Origin of the sequence: Desmospora activa DSM 45169, from assembly GCF_003046315.1 — a bacterium.
Classification (GTDB): Bacteria; Bacillota; Bacilli; order Thermoactinomycetales; family DSM-45169; genus Desmospora; species Desmospora activa.
On record NZ_PZZP01000001.1, the window covers coordinates 1,546,852 to 1,566,474 of the forward strand.

General features: G+C 51.6%; 17 protein-coding genes. All 17 read right to left on the reverse strand.

Annotated elements, in window-relative coordinates; translation table 11 throughout:
- Position 1: 1 nt before the first annotated feature.
- A complete protein-coding gene (locus C8J48_RS07585) occupies positions 2–289 on the reverse strand; it encodes a DUF503 domain-containing protein (RefSeq protein ID WP_107725701.1) in 288 nt (95 codons plus the stop codon).
- Complete coding sequence (infB, locus tag C8J48_RS07590; protein WP_107727641.1) at positions 289–2,511, reverse strand: translation initiation factor IF-2; 2,223 nt, start codon at positions 2,509–2,511, stop codon at positions 289–291. The genes C8J48_RS07585 and infB overlap by 1 nt, the downstream gene beginning before the upstream one ends.
- The gene (locus tag C8J48_RS07595) at positions 2,511–2,813 is read right to left on the reverse strand and encodes a YlxQ family RNA-binding protein (protein WP_107725702.1); all 303 of its coding nucleotides are present in this window, start codon (positions 2,811–2,813) and stop codon (positions 2,511–2,513) included. Before C8J48_RS07595 ends, infB begins: the two co-directional genes overlap by 1 nt.
- The gene (gene rnpM / locus C8J48_RS07600; protein WP_107725703.1) at positions 2,806–3,084 is read right to left on the reverse strand and encodes an RNase P modulator RnpM; all 279 of its coding nucleotides are present in this window, start codon (positions 3,082–3,084) and stop codon (positions 2,806–2,808) included. Before rnpM ends, C8J48_RS07595 begins: the two co-directional genes overlap by 8 nt.
- A gap of 32 nt (positions 3,085–3,116) precedes the next feature.
- Positions 3,117–4,268 carry a transcription termination factor NusA gene (gene nusA / locus C8J48_RS07605; RefSeq protein WP_107725704.1) on the reverse strand — a complete coding sequence of 384 codons (1,152 nt, stop codon included), beginning with the start codon at positions 4,266–4,268 and terminating at the stop codon, positions 3,117–3,119.
- Positions 4,269–4,290: 22 nt separating this feature from the next.
- Positions 4,291–4,752 carry a ribosome maturation factor RimP gene (gene rimP / locus C8J48_RS07610; protein ID WP_107725705.1) on the reverse strand — a complete coding sequence of 154 codons (462 nt, stop codon included), beginning with the start codon at positions 4,750–4,752 and terminating at the stop codon, positions 4,291–4,293.
- Between the two features lie 446 nt (positions 4,753–5,198).
- A complete protein-coding gene (locus C8J48_RS07615; protein ID WP_425430450.1) occupies positions 5,199–9,497 on the reverse strand; it encodes a PolC-type DNA polymerase III in 4,299 nt (1,432 codons plus the stop codon).
- A gap of 186 nt (positions 9,498–9,683) precedes the next feature.
- Positions 9,684–11,411, reverse strand: a complete 1,728-nt coding sequence (locus C8J48_RS07625; RefSeq protein ID WP_107725708.1) for a proline--tRNA ligase — start codon at positions 11,409–11,411, stop codon at positions 9,684–9,686.
- Between the two features lie 24 nt (positions 11,412–11,435).
- A complete protein-coding gene (gene rseP, locus C8J48_RS07630; RefSeq protein WP_170105271.1) occupies positions 11,436–12,785 on the reverse strand; it encodes an RIP metalloprotease RseP in 1,350 nt (449 codons plus the stop codon).
- A 31-nt stretch (positions 12,786–12,816) separates the two neighbouring features.
- On the reverse strand, positions 12,817–13,971 hold the full coding sequence (locus C8J48_RS07635; RefSeq protein ID WP_107725710.1) for a 1-deoxy-D-xylulose-5-phosphate reductoisomerase: 1,155 nt from the start codon (positions 13,969–13,971) through the stop codon (positions 12,817–12,819).
- 55 nt (positions 13,972–14,026) lie between these two features.
- Positions 14,027–14,827: a phosphatidate cytidylyltransferase gene (locus C8J48_RS07640; protein WP_107725711.1), complete on the reverse strand. Its 801-nt coding sequence runs from the start codon at positions 14,825–14,827 to the stop codon at positions 14,027–14,029.
- Positions 14,828–14,848: 21 nt separating this feature from the next.
- Complete coding sequence (locus tag C8J48_RS07645; protein ID WP_107725712.1) at positions 14,849–15,637, reverse strand: undecaprenyl pyrophosphate synthase; 789 nt, start codon at positions 15,635–15,637, stop codon at positions 14,849–14,851.
- A gap of 209 nt (positions 15,638–15,846) precedes the next feature.
- On the reverse strand, positions 15,847–16,404 hold the full coding sequence (frr, locus tag C8J48_RS07650; protein ID WP_107725713.1) for a ribosome recycling factor: 558 nt from the start codon (positions 16,402–16,404) through the stop codon (positions 15,847–15,849).
- Complete coding sequence (gene pyrH, locus C8J48_RS07655) at positions 16,405–17,130, reverse strand: UMP kinase (RefSeq protein WP_107725714.1); 726 nt, start codon at positions 17,128–17,130, stop codon at positions 16,405–16,407.
- A 100-nt stretch (positions 17,131–17,230) separates the two neighbouring features.
- Positions 17,231–17,881, reverse strand: coding sequence for a translation elongation factor Ts (gene tsf / locus C8J48_RS07660; protein ID WP_107725715.1), 651 nt, complete (start codon positions 17,879–17,881; stop codon positions 17,231–17,233).
- Between the two features lie 83 nt (positions 17,882–17,964).
- Positions 17,965–18,663 carry a 30S ribosomal protein S2 gene (gene rpsB, locus C8J48_RS07665; protein ID WP_107725716.1) on the reverse strand — a complete coding sequence of 233 codons (699 nt, stop codon included), beginning with the start codon at positions 18,661–18,663 and terminating at the stop codon, positions 17,965–17,967.
- 156 nt (positions 18,664–18,819) lie between these two features.
- On the reverse strand, positions 18,820–19,611 hold the full coding sequence (gene codY, locus C8J48_RS07670; protein WP_107725717.1) for a GTP-sensing pleiotropic transcriptional regulator CodY: 792 nt from the start codon (positions 19,609–19,611) through the stop codon (positions 18,820–18,822).
- Between the last annotated feature and the right edge of the window lie 12 nt (positions 19,612–19,623).

Genomic DNA, 19,623 nt, shown 5'->3' on the forward strand with positions numbered 1-19,623 from the left:
ATCACAGATACGTGATTTCGGCGTCGATTATTTCCAGCCCTTCCACCTCTTCCAACAGGCGCAGAGCGGTATTTAATTCTTTTTCCACTAATACACGGGAGCTGCTGACGGCCGCAACCGCCAACTGCGCCCACTGTCGATCATCCTGTTCGCCTACCTCTGCGGCGGATAAACCTAATCGCTGCCGCACGCGGGCAAGTCCACTTTTGACGGCTCTCCGCTTATCTTTGAGCGAAGTGGAACCCATCATACGGCAGCGGCACTCCAACAGGCCGACAACCGCCGCCATCAGCGCTCCACTTCTTCCAGGATAAACACTTCGATGACGTCGCCTTCTTTGATGTCGTTATATCCTTTCAGCGTCAAGCCACATTCATAGCCCTGGGCTACTTCTTTGGCATCGTCCTTAAACCGTTTCAGTGTATCGAGATCCCCTTCGTGAATCACGACACCGTCCCGGATCAGCTGGGCTTTGCCGTCACGCACGATTTTTCCTTCCGTCACATAACAACCGGCGATCGTTCCCACTTTGGAAACCTTAAAGGTTTGTCGAACCTCAGCCCGACCCACCATCTGCTCCCGAAAGATGGGGTCCAGCATTCCTTTCATCGCCGACTCAATCTCTTCGATCGCGTTGTAGATCACCCGATGCAGGCGAATATCCACTTTTTCCTGCTCTGCCGTGGCACGGGCATTGGGTTCCGGGCGTACGTTGAAACCGACGATGATGGCATTGGATGCTGAAGCCAAAATAACGTCAGATTCGGTAATCGCCCCGGCACCGGAGTGGACGATGTTGACGCGAACCCCTTCGATCTCGATCTTTTCAAAAGAACCGCGCAACGCTTCCGCTGAACCTTGCACATCCGCTTTAATGATAATATTGAGGTCTTTTACCTCTCCCTCACTAATCTGCTTATACAAATCATCGAGGGTGACGCGGCTGCTGGCTCCCCATTCCTCTTGCCGTTTCTTCTCATTCCGTTTGTCGGCGATCTCCCGGGCTTTCTTTTCATCCGTAAACACTAAAAAGGGATCGCCTGCCTCCGGAACATCGGATAAACCTAAAATCTCGATCGGTGTGGAGGGGCCAGCCGATTTCACCCGTTTGCCGCGATCATTGACCATCGCCCGGATTTTACCGAAATAGTTGCCAGCCACGATCGCATCGCCCACATGTAGGGTTCCGTTTTGTACCAGAATGGTAGCGACGGCGCCACGACCTTTATCCAACTCAGCCTCAATCACAATTCCTCGTGCCCGTTTATTCGGGTTGGCTTTATATTCCTGCACTTCAGCCACCAGCAAAACCATCTCTAACAGCTCTTCAATGCCTTCTCCATTAACCGCGGACACGGGTACAAAAATAGTCTCGCCGCCCCATTCCTCCGGTATCAAACCGTGTTCGGTCAGTTGTTGTTTCACCCGATCGGGGTTGGCCTCCGGTTTATCCATTTTATTGACCGCCACAATAATGGGCACATTGGCCGCTTTGGCGTGATTGATGGCCTCAATCGTCTGCGGCATCACACCGTCATCAGCAGCTACCACCAGAATCGTGATATCCGTCACTTCGGCACCACGGGCCCGCATCGTCGTAAAGGCCGCGTGTCCCGGCGTATCCAGGAACGTGATCTTTTTATCGTTGGCTTCCGCTTGGTAAGCACCGATATGCTGGGTAATTCCGCCCGCTTCACCAGCCGTCACTTTTGTATGGCGGATCGTATCAAGCAAAGTAGTTTTACCGTGGTCGACATGCCCCATAATGGTAACCACAGGTGAACGCTCTTGTAGATCTTCAGGAGCGTCTTCTTCCACTTGCTCTTCAAACGCCGATTCATCGATAATCTCTTTGTAATTGACCTTTGCACCAAACTCTCCAGCGACCAATTGAATCGTGTCTACATCAATCTCTTGGTTGATGGTGGCCATGGTGCCTAATCCCATCAGCTTTTTAATCACTTCGGATGCTTCGCGTCGCAAGAGTTTAGCCAGATCCCCGACAGACATCGGGCCGGATACTTCAATCTCCGTTGGCAATACTGGTGCCTGCTTAGGCGCTTGACTACCCCGTCCGCCCCGACGGCCGCCGCGACGGTCACGACCGCCTTTTTTACCGCGAAAATTTCCGCCACCCTTGTTGGCGTTTTTATGTTGGCTTTTCCCCTGGTTTTGTCGGTTTGGCCCTTGACCCTGCCGGTTTCCCTGACCTTGGCCTTGACGATTCCCCTGACCTTGGCCTTGCCGGTTTCCCTGGCCTTGTCTCTGCGGCTTTCTATCCTGCTGTTTTGTCTCTGTTGCTTCTGCTTTGGTATTCGTTTTCTCCGCCCCCTGCTTTACGTCTTTAAAAAATTTCTCTACTCGTTTTACCATATCGTCAGTCATCACGCTCATATGATTATTGACCGCGATATCCATCCGTTTCAAGATGGTTAAAACTTCTTTGCTACTCATATTCATTTGTTTAGCGTATTCATATACGCGAACTTTCGACAAATCGCTCACCTCCATCAATGACTGGAAACCCGATCCCGAATCGTACGGGCAAAGCCCGGGTCGGTAACGGCGATCACCACCCGCTCCGCTTTACCGAGGGCGTGGCCCAATTGTTGCCTTGATGAAATCTGGATCAGGGGAATCCGGTAGGACGCGCATTTATCGGATACTTTCTTTTTTGTGTTGGGACCGGCGTCTGCGGCAAGTATTACCAGAGCGACATCACCGCTGCGAACCGTCCGTAGAACCGGCTCTTCACCTGTAATGACACTACCTGCCCGCATGGCTAGGCCAAGTAGATTCAGCCAATCACTCATCCAGCTTCCCCGTCGCAATATACGACTCTAACTGTTGGTAGACTTTCTCATCCACTTTTGTCTTAAGAGCCCGGTCCAACGCCTTTTTCTTTTTCGCCAACTCCACATACTCCGGCTTGGCACATAGATAGGCACCACGACCAGATTTCTTGCCCGTCGGATCAATCAGGATCTCCTCATCCGGCGTGCGCACCACCCGGATCAACTCTTTCTTCGGAAACATCTCCTGGGATGCAACACATTTGCGCATGGGTACCTTGCGCGTTTTCAACCCATCCACCTCCTTCACTCCCGTAGGAGACGTCAGGACTGATGATCACCATCGACAGCGCTTTCGGATGATTCCGCTAAACCGACTTCAGTCTCTACCGCTTCCGGCTCTGCCTCAACGGATTTAACTTCCGGCTCTGTCTCTTCCTGACTCAACGCTTCAGACTCACTTTTAATGTCGATTTTCCAACCGGTCAGTTTGGCTGCAAGACGAGCGTTCTGCCCTTCCTTGCCGATCGCCAGTGATAACTGGTGATCGGGAACCACCACACGGGCCACTTTTTCTCCCTCTTGGATATCGACACTAACTACCTTGGACGGACTTAAGGCATTGGAGACAAATTCTACCGCTTCTTCGGAATGACGAACGATATCGATTTTTTCCCCTCGCAGCTCATTGACCACCGTCTGTACCCGCATGCCCCGATGACCCACACATGCACCGACGGGATCCACTTGCTCATCCCGGGAGGAAACCGCAATCTTAGAACGGTAGCCCGCTTCCCTGGCCACGGAGCGAATCTCCACAATTCCCTCGTAAATCTCGGGAACCTCCAACTCAAACAGCCGTTTTAACAAGCCGGGATGGGTACGGGATACAAATACTTGCGGACCTTTGGTCGATTTCTCCACCCGGGTGATATATGCTTTAACCCGGTCATTGTGCTTAAAGCGTTCACCAGGCATCGTCTCCACATGAGGTAGCAACGCCTCCACCCGCCCCAGGTCGATAAAATAGTGGCGATTGTCAGATCGCTGCACAACCCCAGTTACAATATCTTCTTCCCGGTCGATAAACTCTTCGTAAATAATGCTTCGTTCCGCTTCGCGAATGCGTTGGGTTACCACCTGTTTCGCCGTTTGCGCTGCAATCCGGCCAAAGTCGGCTGGTGTCACCTCAATCTCCACAATATCCCCCAGCTGATAAGTGGGGCTAATATCCGCAGCGGCATCCTGGGAGATTTCCAGCCTTGGATCAAGGACTTCATCTACTACCGTTTTACGGGCAAACACCCGAACCCGTCCCGTATTCCGGTCGATATCCACCCGCACATTTTGGGCGGAATTGAAGTTTCGCTTATACCCTGAAATCAAGGCCGCTTCAATCGCCTCGATCAACACCTCTTTGCTGATGCCCTTTTCTTTTTCCAACTGGGCTAGGGCGTCGATGAACTCTGCATTCATCGCTCATTTCTCCTCCCTTCAATTAAAACACGAGGACACGTCGCGCTTTCGCCACTTTGTCACGAGGAATTTCCACCACTTCCCCATCCATATCAATCGTGACCATATCCGCGGTGTACGTTTCCAGCGTCCCTTCAAATTGTTTACGGCCGTCGATGGCCTCATAGGTGGTTAAAAAGATACGTTCACCGACAGCGCGCTGAAAATGGCTGTCCTTTTTTAACGGGCGTTCCGCCCCGGGGGAAGAGACCTCCAGATAATAACCGCCCTTGATCGGATCCGACCGATCCAATGCTGCACCGAGCCGCTCGCTTACCCGGCTGCAGTCGTCCAGGTCCACCTTTCCATCCGGTCGGTCAATATAGACGCGCAGGAACCAACTCTTCCCTTCCTTTGTAAATTCCGTGTCATACAATTCCAACCCTTCTTCTGTCAGGATCGGATTTACCAACTCTTCTACAGCCTCAAGCACCTTGCGACTCAAATGCGACTCCCTCCTTCTATTACGAGCTGTACCGTTTCTTACAGCTACAAAGGGAAAGAGTGGGTAACAACCCACTCTTTTCGGCCGGACATTTCTCCTATCAGTATAGCCAAAAAGATCGTAAACGACAATGCCATCAGAATGGCACAAATCCGCGACCGTCGGTGTTTGGCGGAACGGCACACACCACCGATGGTTCCCTTTACACGGCACCTCGCTCCAAGCAGCCCGTTCTTACACAGTTTACAACAGTTTCCCCACCTTTTAAACGTGGAAAAACAGAAACTCTCCCGCTAAGGTGGAGAGTATTCCCAATCGCCATCATATCACAACCGTCGCATCATGCGCAAAGCTTCCTTACAAATGGCTGAAAAAGTAATGTTGTCATCCGAAAATAGTGAGATGAGGATAGGATTTTGAAAGCGAAATACCTTTACGGATAGTTACTAGAAAAGCGTCAACTGATTGCTCTCCGGCATCTCATCCAAGCATCCGAGTCGCTTTAGGACTTCGACGACGGCACTGGTGACCCGAGCCCGCTTCGTCAGATCTTCGATGGAGAGAAATTCGCCGTCTTGACGGGCGACCACAATGTTTTTGGCAGCATTGGTTCCAATGCCGGAAACCGATGAAAACGGGGGAATCAACGAATCGCCCTCCACTTTAAAATGGGTGGCATCGGAGCGGTACAAATCCACCCGTTGAAACGTCAACCCCCGAGCCAGCATCTCCCGCACCGATTCCAGTATGGTAAGCAGCCCTTTTTCTTTGGGGCTGGCACTCACCCCTTTTTCCTCGATCTCAACAATCGCCTTTTTGACCGCATCTTTCCCCTTCAACACCAATTCCACATCAAAGTCATCCGCCCTGACGGTGAAATAGGTGGCGTAGTATTCGATGGGATGATACACCTTAAACCAGGCGATACGGACCGCCATCAACACATAAGCGACAGCGTGCGCCTTGGGAAACATATATTTGATCTTGCGACAGGAGTCAATATACCACTGCGGCACATCATGCTGCCGCATCAACTCCCCTTCTTCCTCGGTCAGCCCTTTTCCTTTTCGTACCTTTTCCATCAGTTTAAAGGCGATCGAAGGATCCATCCCTTTATAAATTAGATAGATCATAATATCGTCCCGGGTGGAAATCACCTCAGACAAGACTGCGGTACCGTTTCGCACTAAATCCTGCGCATTGTTTAGCCAAACATCGGTACCGTGGGACAAACCGGAGATCCGCACTAACTCACTGAAGGTGGTCGGCTTTGTATCCTCCAGCATCTGCCGTACAAACCGCGTCCCAAACTCCGGAATACCCAGTGTACCCGTTACCGTACCCAATTCCTCCGGTGTGATCCCCAGTGATTCCGTGCCGGAAAAAAGCTTCATCACCTCAGGATCATCTACCGGGATCGATTGGGGATCGACACCAGTGAGATCTTGTAGCATCCGGATTACCGTCGGATCATCGTGCCCCAGGATATCCAGCTTTAACAAGCGTCCACTGATGGCGTGATAATCAAAATGGGTGGTGATGGTCTCCGATTTGACATCGTCAGCAGGTCGCTGAATCGGGGTAAAATCAAACACTTCCAGATTCTGCGGAATCACCATCTGGCCCCCGGGATGTTGCCCAGTGGTACGCTTCACCCCGCTACATCCTTCCACCATACGGTCAATCTCGGCACTGCGCCATTGCTGCCCTTTTTCTTCTTCGAATTTCTTGACATAACCAAAGGCCGTCTTCTGCGCCACCGTTGAGATGGTACCGGCGCGATACACATAATCTTTGCCAAACAACTCTTCCGTATATTTATGAGCCTGGGGCTGATACTCCCCGGAAAAGTTGAGATCGATATCCGGCACCTTGTCCCCTTTAAACCCGAGAAATGTTTCAAAGGGGATATCATGGCCGTCTTTTTTCATGTTGCTGCCGCATTCCGGACAATCTTTGTCCGGGAGATCAAAACCGGAGGCAACCGTGCCGTCAGCGATAAATTGACTGTGTTTACATGAAGGGCAAACATAGTGAGGCGGCAGCGGATTTACCTCGGTGATATGGCTCATGGTAGCGACAAAAGAGGAGCCGACCGAGCCACGCGATCCCACTAGATAACCGTCTTGCAACGATTTGACCACCAACTTCTGCGAAATGAGATAAATCACCGCAAACCCGTGCTTAATGATACTGCCCAACTCTTTTTCCAACCGTTCTTCCACAATGGTAGGCAACGGCTCGCCATACATCTCCCTGGCGGTGTCATAACAGATCTGACGCAGCTCTTCCTCCGCCCCCTCGATAATCGGTGTATGCAGATCATCGGGAAAGGGCTTCATCTCCTCGATGCGGTCGGCAATGGCGCGCGGATTGGTTACTACCACCTCAATTGCTTTTTCCTCCCCCAAATAGGAAAACTCCGCCAGCATCTCATCGGTGGTGCGGAAGTGCACTGGGGAGAGAGGGCCGCTGTTGCGAAAGCCCCCGGTCTGATTGAAGGCGAGAATATCCCGAAAAGGGGAATCCCACGCATCCAGATAATGTGCATTGGAAGTAGCCACAACCGGCTTGCCCAGCTTTTCTCCGATCTCCACCAACAGTCGGTTGGCGTCCCGCAACCGCTCCTCATTCTCTACCAATTCCTTCTCCACCAAGTGACGGTTCACCTCGATCGGCTGAATCTCCAGATAATCGTAGAATTCAGCGATCGCTTCCACTTCCTCCGGTGATTTAGTCAAAGCCGCCTCATATAGCTCTCCCTTTTCACAGCCGGAGCCGACAATCAGACCTTCACGATATTTTTGCAGGAGGCTGCGCGGAATGCGGGGTGTGCGATGGAAATAGTTAAGATGGGATTCCGATACCATTTTGTATAGATTTTTAAGTCCGGTCAGATTCTCCACCAGCACAATCCCATGAAAAGGACGCAAACGGGAGACATCCCGCTCACCCGTCAGCTGATTCAGTTGATCCAACCGAGGAAGTTCACGCTCCACACAATCCTCAAGCATTTTCCACAACAGATACCCCGTCGCTTCCGCATCATAGATGGCGCGGTGATGCTGGGTTAAGTCAATGTCAAATTGCTTACACAAAGTGTTGAGGCGGTGGTTTTTAAGGCGCGGATACAAGAGGCGCCCCAACTCCAAGGTATCGATGACGGGATTCTTAACCGGCTCACGTCCAATCTTTTTAGCACCGGCTTGCAGGAAGCCCATATCGAAGCGGGCATTGTGCGCCACCAATACCGTACCTTCGATAAAGTTCAGGTAATCGGGCAAAACCGCATCCAGATCAGGGGCATCCTTTACCATATCATCGGTGATACTGGTCAGCTCCGTAATGGTGGCCGACAGCGGGCGATGAGGATTGACAAAGGATTCAAAGCGGTCGACGATCGCGCCGTTTTCCACTTTGACGGCGGCCAATTCAATAATTTCGTCGTGCATCGCCGACAGCCCCGTTGTCTCTACGTCAAAGACGACATAGGTATCTTCTTTCAGCAACCGCTTCTCTTCATTCATGACGACGGAAACCCCGTCATCCACCACAAAGGCTTCTAAGCCGTATAAGATCTTTATCCCATGCTTTTTACCGGCGGAAAAGGCATCCGGATACGCTTGCAACACCCCATGGTCCGTAATCGCCACAGCGGGATGGCCCCATTCCGCCGCCCGTTTCACCATTTCCCCAGGATCGTATACCCCGTCCATGGCGCTCATCGCCGTATGTAGATGAAGTTCCACCCGTTTTTCATCAGCGGTATCCATCCGCTTATACGGCTTCACCTCGCGGATATCGTTGGCCATTACCACCAGATCGCGAGCAAAAGTATCATACTGGACCGATCCCCGTAAGGCCACCCACATGCCGTCTTTGATGCGGGTAAGAGTAGCGGCGTCTTCTTTGTCGCGAGCAAACACTTTTACCGCAATGGAATCACTATAGTCGGTGACGTTAAAAGTGAGCAGCGTTCGTCCGCTGCGCAGCTCCCGCATCTCCACTTTAAATACTTTTCCTTTAATGCAGACCCGCCGCTCTTCATCGGTGATCTCCTTGATCAAAATAGGCTCATCGTTAAAATCATACCCGATGGTAACGGGCCCCTCTTCCTCCGCTCCTCCCTCATCTGGAGCTGAGGCTGCTTCTTCCAGTGAAACCATCGCCTCTTGAATCAGTTTTTTCTCTTCTTGTTCGCGCTGTTCTCGAAATTGCTCCTGTGCTTGTGAGTTGGCATCCACCTGTAGTTTCACTTGGATGCGGGTGCCGGATACCTCTTGAAACAGCGAGGAAACCACCTGATCCAGCTGTTTGGCAACAGCCATCTGTGTCATCATCCGACTGGGAAATGATAGAGTGAGGGTGGAATCCACCATTGTCCACTCAGCACGGGAAAGCCAGCCCGCCGCAGAGGGGGACAAATTTTGCGCCACCTTTTTTCGGATCCAGTGCCAATACATCTCAATCAGTTGTTCCAAATCCGCCTGTTGATAACGAACCACAAATTGTACCTGCACCACCGGGTGAAAAGCCTCCGCCACTTGCTTTTGCATGGCAAACATCACATTGGGAGGGACAGGGGTTTCCAATCGGAGATAAAACGTCCACATCTTCTGTTTGCGGCTTACCTTCACTTTTTCGATGGAAGCCTCTGTAAAATAGGTTGCCATTTCTGTAGGCAGCTGTGCCCGTTTCATCACCGCTTCCCAGCGCTCCCGCCGGGCCTCTGTTACCGACATCATGTCACCCCCAACCAAATTCTATATCTATTAAATCGTTCATACTCCTCTTGTTTGAGTCTACCAGAAAGAAAGACACGGGACGAGAAGGTAGCGGTGAAAAGAATGGAAATTCTTTAACACCCAATAACAAAGCGGAGCCTCCAATCAGAGGAGCTCCGCTTTTTTCTTCCTTATCGTCAAAAATGATCAACCGTCCACCCGCTTCAATAGTTCAGGCAGCTTTACGTCCAGCTCATTTGCCGACAGATCGCCGCTTTCACCGGAACGGCGGAATTTGTATTCAACCAGGCCTTGATCGGCTTTTCCGCCTACCGTGAGGCGCAGAGGGATTCCGATGAGATCGGAGTCTTTAAATTTAACCCCCGCCCGTTCCGAGCGATTATCATACAATACCTCTACACCCGCTTGCTGTAACTGGGAATACAGCTCTTCCGCCAATGACGCCTGCTCTTCCTTTTTGGCGTTAACCACAATCAGATGCACCTGGAACGGTGCCGCCGCCAACGGCCACCGAATACCGCTTTCATCGTGATGCTGTTCCACGATGGCAGCCATCACTCGGGAGACACCAATGCCGTAACATCCCATGATGAAGGGCTGCTCTTTTCCTTCCCCATCCAGAAAAGTTCCGTCCATGGCATCGCTATACTTTGTCCCTAGTTTAAACACATGTCCCACTTCAATTCCGCGTTTAAAACGGATGGTACCGTTACAACGGGGGCAAGCGTCCCCTTCTTTCACAGTGCGGAGATCCGCGTACACATCTACATCAAAATCGCGCTCTGGGTTGACATGGATCAGGTGGGCATCCGCTTCATTGGTACCAATCACCGCATCAGCCAAGCCCCGTACCGCATCATCTGCCACCACTCGCACTTCTTCCTGCAATCCAACCGGTCCGGCAAATCCAGTGGGAGCGCCGGTGATGCGACGCACCGTTGCCTCATCCGCCAGTGTTACCTCAATGGCGTCTAAAGCATTTTTCACCTTCACCTCGTTGGCATCATCATCTCCCCGCACCAATACCAACACCGGCTTGTCATCTACTAAGAACAATAAGCTCTTAATCACACGTTCCAGCGGGACGTTTAAATGGGTCGCCACCGCAGCAGCAGCCGAAACACCTGGTGTGCTTACTTTTGACGGAGCCGGAACGCGATCCGCGTCAACGGGAGGAGTAAAACCTTCCTTCGGCATCCTTGCCTGAGCCGTCTCAACATTGGCAGCATAGTCACACTTCTCACAGACCGCCAGCGTATCTTCGCCGGAATCAGACAGCACCATAAATTCATGGCTCTCCTTACCGCCGATCGCTCCGGAATCGGCTTCCACCGCTCGAAAATCCAACCCGAGACGGCTAAAAATGCGGACATAAGCATTATACATATCTCGATAAGTGACGTCTAAACTTTCCAGATCTCCATGGAAGGAATAAGCATCCTTCATCACAAATTCCCGTCCCCGCAGAAGTCCGGATCGTGGTCGCCGTTCATCGCGAAACTTCGTCTGAATCTGGTAGAGAGACATCGGTAATTTTTTATAAGAACGAACTTCGTGGCGCAAAAGGTGGGTAATCACCTCTTCATGAGTCGGTCCCAGCAAAAATTCACGTTGATGCCGATCCTGCATGGTAACCAATTCCGGACCGTATGTATCCCAACGTCCCGACTCTTTCCACAGTTCCGCCGGATTCATCGCCGGCATCAGCACTTCTTGCGCTCCGATCCGATCTATTTCTTCTCGTACAATCTGCTCTACCTTGCGCAATGTGCGGTACCCCAGCGGCAAATACGAATACACCCCCGCCGCCAGTTGCCGGATCATCCCCGCCCGCAGCATCAAGCGATGACTCGCCATCTCCGCTTCCGCTCCCACCTCCCGCAAGGTAGGGGCCAGCATCGTCTGTTGTCTCATGGTTCCCCCTCCTCGACCCTTCCGTTACCCGTTAAAAAAGAGTCTCACAATATCGTTATAGGTAACAAACAACATCAACATCATCAACAACGCAAACCCAACAAAATGAATCACACTCTCTTTATGGGGATCAACCGGCCGTCCCCGCACCGCTTCCACCAGAATAAACACCAACCTACTTCCATCCAGCGCCGGAATCGGCAACAGGTTGAGGATACCCAGATTAAGGCTTAAAACCGCCGTTAAGCGCAATAATGGAATCCATCCCGCTTCTGCGGCTTGTCCCGTAATGTCGGCAATTCCCACCGGTCCTGCCAGGTTATCAACCCCCACCTTACCGGTAATGAGCTGCTCCAAGCTCCGGAAGAGAACCACTGCCATCTCATAGGTTCCCTTAAACCCTTGCACCACAGACTCCGATAGCGTGGCATCCCTCATTTCCTGTCTCATCTCGATTCCGATGAGGTAGGAGTTCTGATCCTCAGACAGTTCGGGACGAATGCGAGTCTCATAAGTTTGATTGGCCCGCTCCAACACCATATCCACCGGCTCCCCTTGGGATTCAACCAGCGGAATTCGAATATCGGTAATACTGGTGACAGGTTTTCCCTCAATTTCGCGGACAATATCCCCGCTCTTAATGCCCGCTCCTTCTGCCGGCGAGTTTTCAACGACACCATTGATCGAAACGCGTGTTTCCAAACCGATGAACATCGTTACGATTCCAATCAGGATAATGGTGAGAATAAAGTTAAACACCGGTCCGGCAGCAATCGTCAAAAAGCGATCTAGAATCGATTTGGAGCCAAATTGTCGATCCAGGGGAGCAATCTGAATCGTGTTTTGCTCATCGTACTGAATCAGCGCTTGTGGATGGAGGTCATGCCGGATTTCCCGTCCCGATTCATCCTCCAACAAAATAAATAAGCGATCTTCCAAATCCATATCCAATAATTTGCCGCCTGTGGTGGAAGCGACAGAAGGAAGGTGAGGCGGCAGATCGTCTTCCACCGGGTCTCCTTGATCCATCGGAATCTCCTGCCCACCGGCGCCTTCCTGCCCTGGCTTGGGTGCACGGATGCGCAGCACCCGTCCGTCTTCCTCTTTATCCAGAATTAACTGTGTTCCCGTTTTGAGATCCACAATTTCCGGATCTTCCCCGGCCATGCGCACATACCCACCCAAAGGCAACAACCGGATGGAATACAGGGTTTCCCCGCGAAAGACGGAGAAAATCTTCGGTCCAAAGCCGATCGCAAACTCACGTACCAGAATCCCCGCCCGTTTGGCAAAAAGAAAATGTCCCAGCTCATGAATAAACACCAAGACGCTAATTACCAATATAAAGGAAACGATCGTTTGTAATTGATCCACAATCTATCACCGCCTCGATTGATCCCAGACATCAGCCTGCCTGGATTCCACAACGACGTGCCGTATCCCGTGCCCATCGGTCCGCTGCAAACAACTCTTCCAAATCTGGATTGCTTTGGGGTGTATGCCGGGAGAGCACCTCTTCAATCATCGCTTCAATTTCCAAAAAGGAGAGCCCCCCGTCTAAAAAGCGTGCAACGGCGATCTCATTGGCTGCATTCAATACGGTGGGAACGGTACCCCCAGCTCGTCCCGCCTCATAAGCCATCCGTAAGCAGGGATACCGTTTCATATCCGCTTCCCGAAAATGAAGCCGCCCAATCGCTGCCAAGTCCAATCGTTTCGTTTCCAGCGGCCACCGCTCCGGGTGGCTGAGCGCGTACTGGATCGGACCTTTCATATCCGGGGTGCCCAATTGGGCCATCACCGCCCCGTCCTCATATTCCACCATGGAATGGATAATACTCTCTGGATGGATTAACACATCAATCTGATCGTAGGGAAGGTCGAATAACCATCGTGCCTCCATCACCTCCAGCCCTTTATTCATCAATGTAGCCGAGTCGATCGTCACCTTGGGCCCCATTGACCAATTGGGATGGGTTAAGGCTTGATCCCGGGTGGCATGAACCAACTCCTCCCGCGACCAATCCCGGAAAGCACCGCCGGAAGCGGTGATGACCAGCCGCCGGATATCCTGCTTCCGTTCCCCGTTCATACATTGAAAAATGGCGGAATGCTCGCTGTCTACAGGCAGAATGGGCACTTGATGCCGTTTTGCTTCCGACATCACAATCTCTCCACCCATCACCAAGGTTTCCTTATTAGCCAAGTGAATTTTTTTACCGGCGCGAATCGCCGCCAACGTAGGGGGAAGTCCTTGACTGCCCACTAGCGCGGACATGACATCCGTTGCATCAGGAGCGGTTGCCACCGCCAGCAGACCCTCTTCTCCCACGGCTACTTCCAGCGGAAATGAGATCCGTTCCCGTACCGCTTGAGCCGCTTCTTCCGTCGCCATCGAAATCAGCTGTGGCTGAAAAGCTTCCACCTGACGTACCATTTCGTCTACATTGTTCCCCGCTGCTAAGGCTGAAACCCGGAAACGATCCGGGTGCTGTCTGACCACCTCCAGCGTACTACGGCCAATCGAGCCGGTGGAACCCAAGATTGCGATCCTCTTCATCGAACCTCACCCTCCCCCAAGTGTCTGATCAATCGTGAACCGTTCCAGACAAGCCCTAGATCAATTGTGTCAGATGAAGGATCGGAAATACCACCAATAAGCTGTCAAAACGATCCAACACACCACCATGACCAGGCAACAACGTACCGGAATCCTTCACCCCTGCGCTCCGTTTAATCGCGGATTCGATTAGATCGCCAAATTGTCCCGCTACACTGATCAACAAGCCAATGGCCACTACCGCGAAAAACGTTCCCAACTCCGGAAAGATAAAGGCGATGATTGCGCTGACCAGTAAAGAAGCCAGCATTCCACCTACAGAACCTTCTACTGTTTTATTGGGACTGACGGATGGCCACAACTTGCGGTTGCCCAGCCGCCTTCCCACAAAATAGGCACCGGTATCGCTGGCAAATGTAACGAGCACCGCCAGCAAGGACCATGCCAACCCGTCCGTGATCAGTCGGGCCTGGATCATGTAAGAAAAGCCATAACCTATGTATAAAGACCCTAATAAGAGGTAGGCGAGCTCACCAATCGTCAACCGGTTGCGACTCGCTACCATCAATAAAAAAAACAGGATGAGCCCGATGAGAATATTATTGGGATGTTCCAATATTCCACCGGATGATAGATAACCTTGATCGGAGGGGCCTGTCATCAGAATCAACCACAAGGTGACAAAGCCGACCCAAGCCTGGGGGCGGTTCCAGCTGATCGCTTTCATCCGACAAAATTCCACGTACCCGATTGTCGCCAGGGCTGATAGCATCAATGTATACATCCAGCCCCCTGACCATAGCACACCGAGAAACAAACCGCCTCCCAACACCCCCGTTACAATCCGTTGTTTCATCCGCTTTTCACCCGTCTCCGTTTACACCGCCCCATATCGGCGCGAGCGGCGTTGAAAATCTTGGATCGCCTCAAAAAACTCCTTCCGGCCAAAATCCGGCCACAATACATCAGTAAACCAGAGTTCGCTGTAGGCCAATTGCCAGGTCATAAAGTTGCTGATACGCATTTCTCCGCTGGTTCGGATCATGAGATCCGGTTCCGGTAGGTTGGCGGTCAAAAGGTATTGATTAAAGAGAGTCTCGTCCACATCATCCCTATTCATCTTGCCCGATTTTACATCATCTATAATCTTGCGGGTCGCTTGGATGATCTCAAACCGGGAACCATAGTTCATCGCAAAATTAAGGACCATACCCGTATTATCAGCGGTCGCTTCCTCAAACTTTCCGATTGCGTCTACGGTGTGGGACGGTAGCTCCTCTTTGTTTCCCAGCATCCGAACTTGGATATTTCGCTCCACCAATTCATCCAAATCCGTACGAATAAACTCCTCAGGTAGACTCATCAAATAGTTGATTTCATCTTTTGGTCGCTTCCAATTTTCCGTCGAGAAGGAGTACAGTGTAAGCGCCTCGATTTTTTCTAAGTCGTCTGCGGCTCGTGTGACATGGCGGACACTTTTCATGCCCGCACGATGTCCCGCCATGCGCGGCAACCCCCGTTTTTTCGCCCATCGCCCGTTTCCATCCATAATGACGGCAACGTGCTTTGGAAGCGGCCCATCCTGCAAATGAGGAATCCACTCGCCATCATCTTTATCGGGAGCGGACTGGTAACCAACCAACCAATCTTTTAGCCTTTGGATCATTGTCATTCCTCCGCGTTCCTCCCAGATGAAAACCCGTCTGTATTTGTAGTCTATCGGCGGTTCCGGACCCAGCAGCGTGCGGTTCCACCACGGTCCCCAAAAACGCCGGTTAACTCTAGTATGCCTGATTTGCTCTCGCTTTTCTACACAAAAGCAGAGGGCTGTTGCTGTAAAACAAAACCCCCTTCCCGGGAAGGGGGTGAAGATGCTTAGACTTCCATAACCTCTTTCTCTTTGGCCTCTACCACTTGGTCCGCTTCTTTGATGAAACGATCCGTCAATTTTTGTACCTCATCTTGGGAGCGACGGGAATCATCTTCCGAGATATCACCGTTCTTCTCCATCTTTTTTACTTCGTCATTGGCGTCACGCCGGATATTGCGAATGGCGACTTTCGCTTCTTCACCGGTCTTTTTTACGACTTTAACCAGCTCCGCCCGCCTCTCCTCCGTCAGCGCCGGGATGGCGATACGAATCAGGTTACCGTCGTTACTTGGCGTCAGCCCCAGCTCCGATTTTAAAATTGCCCGTTCGATATCGGCCAATGCCGATTTATCCCAAGGTTGGATGACCAGCAAACGCGGTTCCGGCGCCGATACATTGGCCATCTGATTGATCGGCATCTCACTGCCGTAATACTCTACCGTCACTTTTTCCAGCAGAGAGGGTGTCGCACGGCCTGCCCGCAGCGTCGCCAAATCCCGTTTAAGGGTTTGGATCGTCTTTTCCATCCGCTCCGTGGTATTCTGTTTAAGATCGGAGATCATTTATGCATTCCCCCTTACAATCGTTCCGATTTGTTCACCGCTAATCACGCGTCGAATGTTTCCATCACCTTCAATGCTAAAAACGATCAATGGAATATCGTTGTCCATACAAAGGGTCGATGCGGTGGAATCCATCACTCCCAACCCTTGGTTCAGTACATCCATATAGGTGAGAGTATCATATTTGACCGCTGCGGGATCCCGGCTGGGATCGGCGGAGTAAACCCCATCCACTTTGTTTTTGGCCATCAGGATCACTTCGGCTTCAATTTCTGCCGCCCGCAGCGCCGCTGTCGTATCGGTGGAAAAATAGGGGTTCCCGGTACCCGATGCAAAGATGACGACCCGCCCTTTCTCCAGGTGTCGAATGGCACGTCGCCGAATGTAAGGTTCCGCCACTTGCCTCATTTCGATCGATGTTTGCACACGGGTGGGGACACCCTCTTGTTCTAGTGCATCCTGCAGAGCGAGCGAGTTCATCACCGTAGCCAGCATCCCCATATAATCGGCGGTGGCACGATCCATCCCTTTGGCGCTGCCCGCCATCCCACGCCAGATATTCCCGCCACCGACAACGATGGCCGCTTCCACCCCCATCTCCACAACTTCTTTTAGCTCTTTTGCAATGGAAGCGATCATTTTGGGATCGATGCCGTATCCTTGCTCCCCAGCTAGTGCTTCACCGCTCAATTTTAACACAACCCGTTTGAACCTCGGCCGTTCCATTCTATTCCCCCGTTCCACCCGGTAATGCAATTCGACAAAGCAGGGGATTTCCCCTCTACTTTGTGCAAAAAAAGGGAACACACCGGTGTTCCCACTGCTTTTACTGCTTGACTTGGCTCATCACTTCTTGAACGAAGTCATCTTCCCGTTTTTCCAATCCTTCACCCAGCTCATAACGGACAAAGCGGCGAATGGCGATGTTTTCCCCGATTTTGGCGATTTTCTCTTTTACCAGCTCATTGACCGTTTTATCACCGTCTTTGATATAGGATTGCTCCAGCAGGCAAACACGCTCAAAAAATTTATCAAGACGGCCTTCCACCATTTTGTCGACGATGTGTTCCGGCTTACCTTCTTGTAGTGCTTGACTACGCAGGATTTCCCGTTCTTTGTCAAGCTCCTCCTCCGGCACTTCTTCCCGGCGCACATACAGCGGGTTTAATGCGGCGATCTGCATGGCGATATCTTTGGCAAAAGAACGGAATTCATCCGTTTTGCCCACAAAGTCGGTCTCACAGTTGATTTCCACTAGAACTCCGATGCGTCCGCCGGCGTGTATGTAGGATTCTACAACCCCTTCGGCAGCGACACGATCCGCTTTCTTTTCTGCTTTGGATAACCCTTTTTCACGCAACAATTCTATCGCTTTTTCCATATCGCCATCGGCTTCAGTCAACACTTTTTTACAATCCATCATGCCTGCGCCGGTTTTTTCGCGCAGTTCCTTTACTTGAGCGGCGGAGATCGCCATCTTCCATTCCTCCTTCAGTTCTTGTCACGAAATCGTAGAAAAAGGGTGGTCACGCATCCCGTGGCCACCCTTTTTGCGTTCAATCAGGACGCAGTCTGTTCTCCCTGTTTCCCTTCCAGGACGGCATCCGCCATTTTCGACGTAAAGAGGCGAACAGCGCGGATCGCATCGTCATTTCCGGGGATGATGTGGTCGATCTCATCGGGGTCGCAGTTGGTATCGACAATCGCGATAATCGGAATGCCCAGCTTACGCGCTTCCGCCACCGCAATCCGCTCCTTCCGCGGATCAATGATAAAGACCGCATCGGGAAGTTGTTTCATATGCTTGATCCCGCCGAGGAATTTTTCCAGACGAGCTTGTTCCTTTTTTAGCATGACAACTTCTTTTTTAGGTAACACCTCAAAAGTGCCGTCCTCTTCCATCGCTTCCAACTTATGCAGTCGGTTGATACGCTTGCGAATGGTTTGGAAGTTGGTCAAGGTCCCACCCAGCCAACGATGATTGACATAAAACATGCCGGAGCGCTCAGCCTCTTCCTTGACGGCGTCCTGCGCTTGTTTCTTGGTTCCGACAAAGAGGACGCTGCCGCCCTGGGATGCCAAGTCACGCACATAGTTGTAGGTGTCTTCCATCATCTTGACCGTTTTTTGCAGGTCGATGATGTAAATCCCGTTCCGTTCCGTAAAAATGTATTTTGCCATCTTGGGGTTCCAACGACGAGTCTGATGCCCGAAGTGAACACCCGCTTCCAAAAGCTGCTTCATCGATACGACAGCCATGGATCATGCCTCCTTTTGGTTTAAGCCTCCGCAGGTTTCCAGTAAAGCCGAAACCGATTTCTCGGCACCTTTCGGCTTCATCCACCCGCGTGTGTTGTTCACACCATTGGTTAATATAACACAACCCCCAGGGAGGGAGCAAGTTTCTTTCCCTGTTTAAACAAAATTTATGCCGTCGCTTTTCTTGGCAAGGGCTGATAGCCATTGATCGTTTAGCACTTTGATATGGGTTCCCTTCATGCCCAGTGAGCGGGAATCGATCACTCCCGCACTCTCCAATTTACGAAGGGCGTTAACAATGACGGAACGGGTGATGCCAGCCCGATCAGCCACCTTGCTAGCAACGAGAATTCCTTCCTCCCCGTCCAACTCATTAAAAATATGAATGACCGCTTCCATTTCACTGTAGGAGAGGGAGTCGATGGCCAGTTTTACCATCGCTCGATGACGCGCCTCCTCCTCCGCCTCCCCTGCCTTACCCTGAATAATCTCCATCCCGACGACTGTCGCACCGTATTCAGCCAAAACCAGATCATCATCGACAAAGGGTTCGTCTAGACGGGTGAGCAAAAGGGTACCCAACCGCTCTCCTCCGCCAATAATGGGAACAATGGTGGTGTAGCGATGCTCGTGACCATCCTCCACCTGGTAAGTAAAACTGATATTACTGGCTTCGTCTTGGTTGGCGACCGTTTCCGTCACTTGCTTCAAGCGGTGGTTATAATCGTCGGGAACCCGACCGTCTCTTCTCACATCGTGATTGAGACGATCAGCGTCATGCAGTTGCACATCGGCATATCCTAAGACCTTCCCTTTGCGGCTGAGTACATACACATTGGCCACAATCACATCCCGCAGCACACGGGCCATATCCTGAAAACTGACGGCCTGTCCGCCGGTGGTCAGCAGGAGACGATGAATCTCCCGCGCTTTTGTCAACAGATCCATCCAACCCCCCCT